This is a genomic window from Dokdonella sp., from assembly GCF_049593775.1.
Classification (GTDB): Bacteria; Pseudomonadota; Gammaproteobacteria; order Xanthomonadales; family Rhodanobacteraceae; genus Dokdonella.
The window spans coordinates 1-3,865 of sequence record NZ_JBAWHJ010000282.1 but is presented as its reverse complement, the minus strand read 5'-3'; the positions used below and the strand labels follow the sequence as shown (position 1 = coordinate 3,865).

At 60.1% G+C, this 3,865-nt stretch carries 4 protein-coding genes; 3 read left to right on the top strand and 1 reads right to left on the bottom strand.

Going from position 1 to position 3,865, the window contains the following annotated elements; genetic code table 11:
* Both WBP53_RS10035 and WBP53_RS10030 read left to right on the top strand, forming a co-directional pair.
* On the top strand, positions 1 to 871 hold an 871-nt coding region (locus tag WBP53_RS10035; protein WP_423928487.1), incomplete at its 5' end, for a flavin reductase family protein.
* A gap of 26 nt (positions 872 to 897) precedes the next feature.
* Positions 898 to 1,974, top strand: a complete 1,077-nt coding sequence (locus WBP53_RS10030; protein ID WP_423928485.1) for a fatty acid desaturase family protein — start codon at positions 898 to 900, stop codon at positions 1,972 to 1,974.
* Between the two features lie 256 nt (positions 1,975 to 2,230).
* Here the strand turns inward: WBP53_RS10030 and orn are convergent, their stop codons facing one another.
* The gene (gene orn, locus WBP53_RS10025) at positions 2,231 to 2,809 is read right to left on the bottom strand and encodes an oligoribonuclease (protein ID WP_423928483.1); all 579 of its coding nucleotides are present in this window, start codon (positions 2,807 to 2,809) and stop codon (positions 2,231 to 2,233) included.
* Between the two features lie 130 nt (positions 2,810 to 2,939).
* Here orn and sbcB point away from each other — a divergent pair.
* Positions 2,940 to 3,865 (top strand): exodeoxyribonuclease I (sbcB, locus tag WBP53_RS10020; protein ID WP_423928481.1); only part of this gene is annotated, 926 nt, incomplete at its 3' end.

Here is a 3,865-nt window from a genome sequence, read left to right as displayed (position 1 = left end):
CTTTCGCCCTGGCCAGCATGTGCTGCTGGATCTGGACATCAAGGGTGTGCGGCACGCCCGTTGTTTCAGCCTGTCGGGAGCACCCCGTCCGGATGGACTGCTGCGCCTGACCATCAAGCGCAAGGAGAACGGGCCGGTGTCGACAGCGGCACATGCACTCAAGCCTGGCCATGTGGTGCGGCTTGGCCAGGCGAACGGCTCCTTTGCGCCAACCACGCGTGATTCGGGACTGTTGCTGCTCGCCGCAGGCTGTGGAGTGACGCCGATGATGTCGCTGCTGGAAGGCTGGGCGGAAGAACCCGGCTTGCGCGACATCGCTTTGCTTTACTGCAGCCGCTCGAACGAAGACGCGATTTTTGCGAACGAACTCAAGGCACTGGCCGCGCGCTTGCCCGCATTGAAGGTGCATTTCCACTTCACCCGAGATGGCGGCAGGCTGGACGCAATGAAAATCGGCGCGCTCGTCAGCGATTGGCGTGAACGCGAATCCCTTGTCTGTGGCCCGGATGGCTTCATGCGCGTGATCGAATCGATGCACGCCGAATCAGGACTGGGAGGGAAACTGCTATGCGAAAGCTTCGGCCGTCGTGCCGCCCAGGTGGAACCTGACGCGACAGCGCATGCGATCAGCTACGAGCATACAGAACAATCGTTCACTGTATTGACTGGGCAGAGCATGCTCGAAGGTGCCGAAGCGGCTGGCCTGCAACTGCGCTTTGGCTGTCGGCGTGGCATCTGCCGTACCTGTCAGTGCCGCAAACGCAGCGGCACGGTGCTCAATCTGCTCACGGGGCAGGAATCGGGCCCTGGCGAGGAACTCATCCAGTTATGTATCTCGACACCAAGAAGCGCCATAGAGCTGGTGCCATGAACAGCGCGACCCACAGGATAGCCACCATGACCGGCAAAACCCAGCTTGATGCAGATTCGCTCTCCCGTTTCGAGGCTGATCTGGATGCGCTTCGAGTGGAAGTATTGAATGACCTCGGCGAACGTGATGCTCGCCACATCCATCGCATGCGCGGCATCGTCCAGGGCTCGGCAATTACCGGTCGCGGGCTGCTGATGTTCGGCGTTGGTCCATTCAGCTGGATCGCCGGCGTGGTCGGGCTGGCGCTGGCCAAGATCATGGAGAACATGGAAGTTGGCCACAACGTGATGCACGGTCAGTACGACTGGATGAATGACGCCAGGCTGAATTCACAAACCTACGAGTGGGACATCGTCTGCGACGGTGATCACTGGCGACACTCACACAATGTCGAGCACCACGACCATACCAACATCATCGGCAAGGACCACGATTTCGGCTACGGCATGCTGCGCCTGAGCGAGCAGCAGCGTTGGTCACGGTCATGCCTGTTGCAGCCCTTCTGGTACCTGCTGCTGGCGATCAATTTCCAGTGGGGCGTGGCCGTGCACGACATCAAGATTGGTCGCTTCCTCAAGGGCCGCATGAAGATGGCCGAGTTCCGAACCCGCATGCGACCCTTCCTGCGCAAGGCGGGCCTGCAGTTGTTCAAGGACTACATCCTCTTCCCTGCCCTGGCGTTCTGGCAGTGGCCGCGGGTATTGCTCGGCAATCTTGTCGCCAACGGCATCCGCAATGTCTGGACCAACGCGATCATCTTTTGCGGGCATTTCACCGCTGACGTACAAACCTACAGCGTTCGCGAGGTCGCAGATGAAACGCGCGGCCAGTGGTATCTCCGCCAGATCCAGGGATCCAGCAACCTTGAAGGCAGTCGCCTTTTCCACGTGTTGACCGGCCACTTGAGTCACCAGATCGAGCACCACCTGTTCCCGGACATGCCGGCACCGCGCTACGCCGAGATCGCGCCGCGTGTCCGCGAGATCTGCGAGCGCTACGGGATTCACTACAACACCGGTGGTTTCTGGCGGCAGTACGCCAGCGTTCTTGCACGAATTTTCCGCCATGCCCTGCCGACTCGTCCGGCGCTGTCACAGGCGTGAAGCGTTCCAGCGTCGGGGCTCAGAGCGGAACGACACTGACTTGCACTGGAACAGTCTGGCAGCACCCGCTAGCCCACCGCATGAGGTCCTGGGCAGGCACGCGCCTTGCCGAGCGGCAATGCCCGGTTGCCGAGCCGATTGGGCAACGTCCGACCACGGCTTCCCCGAGCCGGCTCAGAGGGCCACGAGTTGCGCAAACCTTGCCCAATACAGCGCCACTGGGCTCAACAGGCATGAGTTGCCTGCTCAGCTGGATTCAGCTGCCCCCTTGCGCGAGCCGGCCGAGCAGCGGCCGGTAATACGCCAGTTCAGCGATAGAATCACGAACGTCGCTCAAGGCGGTATGAGCGGATTCCTTGCTGAACCCCTTGCTGACCTCGGGCGCCCAACGACGGGCCAGTTCCTTGATCGTGGAGACATCGAGGTTGCGATAGTGGAAGAACCGCTCCAGGCGCGGCATCAGGCGATGCATGAAGCGCCGATCCTGGCAGATTGAATTCCCGCACATCGGAGACTTGCCGGCTGGCACCCATTGGTGGAGGAATTCGACGGTGCGGACTTCGGCCAGGCTCATGTCGACGTCCGAGTCGAGAACGCGCTGCCAGAGCCCGGATTTTCCATGCTGGTTCCGATTCCAGTCGTCCATGGCGTTCAGGCGTGCTTCGTCGTGCCGGATGGCCAACTCCGGGCCCTCTGCAAGAATGTTCAGATCGCGGTCAGTCACGATGGTAGCGATTTCAAGAATCGAGTCATTGTCGGTGTCGAGTCCGGTCATCTCCAGGTCAATCCAGATCAGATTGTCCTCATGCGCAGTTGACGAATTCGCCAATGACATTGTGATCTCCACTAACAGGGGCAGGCCCGATTATTGCCGCGATCCAGCAGAAGGCCAAGTCTTGCGTCGATCGTGATCGTCTGGCCGACCTCGGGTTAGCATGGTGCATCGCCCTGCAGGCAACTGATCCATGGCTTCGACAACTTTTTTCTGGCACGACTACGAAACTTCCGGAATTGACCCAAGGCGAGACAGGCCAGTCCAGTTCGCGGGCATTCGTACCAGCACGAGTCTCGAAGTCATCGGTGAGCCGGTCATGCTGTATTGCAAGCCTGCGCGTGACCTCCTGCCGCATCCCGAAGCCTGCCTTGTCACCGGAATCAGTCCACAACTCGCTGATCGAGAAGGTCTGATCGAATCCGAATTTGCCGCGATCGTTCACGAGGAGCTGGCAGCGCCTGGCACTTGTGGCGTTGGCTACAACTCATTGCGCTTCGACGATGAGTTCACGCGCAACCTGTTCTACCGCAATTTCCACGATCCGTATGAGCGGGAATGGAGGGCCGGCAACTCCCGTTGGGATTTGATCGATCTGGCCCGCATGTGTTTCGCATTGCGTCCGCAGGGCATCGAATGGCCGCTACGGGAAGATGGCACGCCCAGTTTCCGACTCGAAGAACTGGCCGCTGCCAATCATCTCAAGCAGGAGCGCGCGCATGACGCTCTATCGGATGTCGAGTCGACCATCGATTTGGCCCGACTGATTCGCACGCAACAACCGCGACTTTTCGATTTCCATCTGGACCTGCGCCGCAAGCAACGTGCATTCCAGTTCCTTGATGTCGCGCACCGCACACCTGTAGTCCATGTTTCGTCGCGCTATCCGGCCAGTCGGGGCTGCCTTGCGATCATTGCGCCGCTGGCCATGCACCCGCAGCAGTCGAATGCCGTCATCGTCTACGACCTGGACGTCGACCCGCGCCCGATGCTCGAACTAGAACCTGAAGAGATCGCTGACCGAGTCTTCGTATCGCGTGCCGACCTGCCCGACGACATAGAGCGAATCCCGCTGAAGCTCGTGCATGCCAATCGATCTCCTGCATTGGCGCCGTTGAG

Coding starts and splice junctions, on each gene's coding strand:
- WBP53_RS10030 (WP_423928485.1), top strand. CDS start 898: ATGACCGGCAAAACCCAGCTTGATGCAGATTCGCTCTCCCGTTTCGAG.
- orn (WP_423928483.1), bottom strand. CDS start 2,809: ATGTCATTGGCGAATTCGTCAACTGCGCATGAGGACAATCTGATCTGG.